General features: G+C 76.1%; 1 protein-coding gene. It reads right to left on the bottom strand.

The annotated features are described in order from the left end of the window. Positions 1-919: polysaccharide pyruvyl transferase family protein (locus C1I97_RS37905; protein WP_111007370.1), on the bottom strand; the 919-nt coding region annotated here is incomplete at its 3' end. Between the last annotated feature and the right edge of the window lie 45 nt (positions 920-964).

A 964-nucleotide genomic window follows, 5' to 3' on the forward strand; every position in this document is an offset into this window, starting at 1 on the left:
AACCGGCCCGACCCCGCCGCAGCGCCGCCACCAGCTCCTCGGTCCCGTCCCGCCCGAAGCCCTGCGCGAACTCGTCACGGATCCGCCGCGCGGCCGCCCTGCCCGAGGTGAGACACCACTGCCACCAGCGGTCCAGCTCGGCCGCGTCCAGCCGTTCGGCGGACACCAGCGCGGGCCAGTCGCAGGCACGCGCCTGCGCGGTCACCTTCGCGCCGCCCTCGACCGGGTCCACGGCCAGCGCGGGCGTACCGGCGCGCAGCGCGAGCACCAGCCCGTGCAGCCGGTCGGTGACCACCAGGTCCAGGCGGACCAGCACGGACTGGAGCTGCGCGGGCGTGGCGCACAGCCGCCAGTCGTGGATGTCGAGCCGCGTCTCCAGCTCCAGCCGCGCGCAGTCCTTGCCGCGCAGCCAGCCGGTCACCTCCTTGGCCACCACGTCGTGCCGGCGCGCCCGCCCGTACTCGTGCTGCCCGTGCGTGAGCACCACCCCGACGACCGGCCGCGCCGCCGGCGCGGGGGCGTGGGCGGCCAGGTCGAGGGCGGGCGGTGCCGCCGGGGCGTCGCGGGCGACGACGTGGTCGAAGCCGGTGACGGCCGCACTGCCGGGGTCGATCACCGAGGTGCCCACCGCGATCCGCACGCAGTGCGCGAACCGGCGGTGCAGCTCCTCGATCCGCGGCCCGTGCAGCGGACCGCACACGAACACCAGCCGCCCGTACCGCTCGGGCACCACGTCGTCCAGATGCAGGGCGCCGGGCCGGAAACCGGGGCTCCACGCGACGTCGTGGGCGAACCCCGCCCGCCGCAGCACCTCCTCGACCCGCTGCAGCGCCAGTACGTCCCCGGCGGTCGCCTCGCCGTCCGGGAAGCTGAACCACCCCGTGAGCAGGATCCGTGACTGTCGTTGTTCCTGGTGCACAGTGCGCCCCGGGTGCCCGGACGGCGGAGGGCCAATCACCCACCC

The organism is Streptomyces sp. NTH33 (genome assembly GCF_003236365.1).
Lineage (GTDB): Bacteria > Actinomycetota > Actinomycetes > Streptomycetales > Streptomycetaceae > Streptomyces.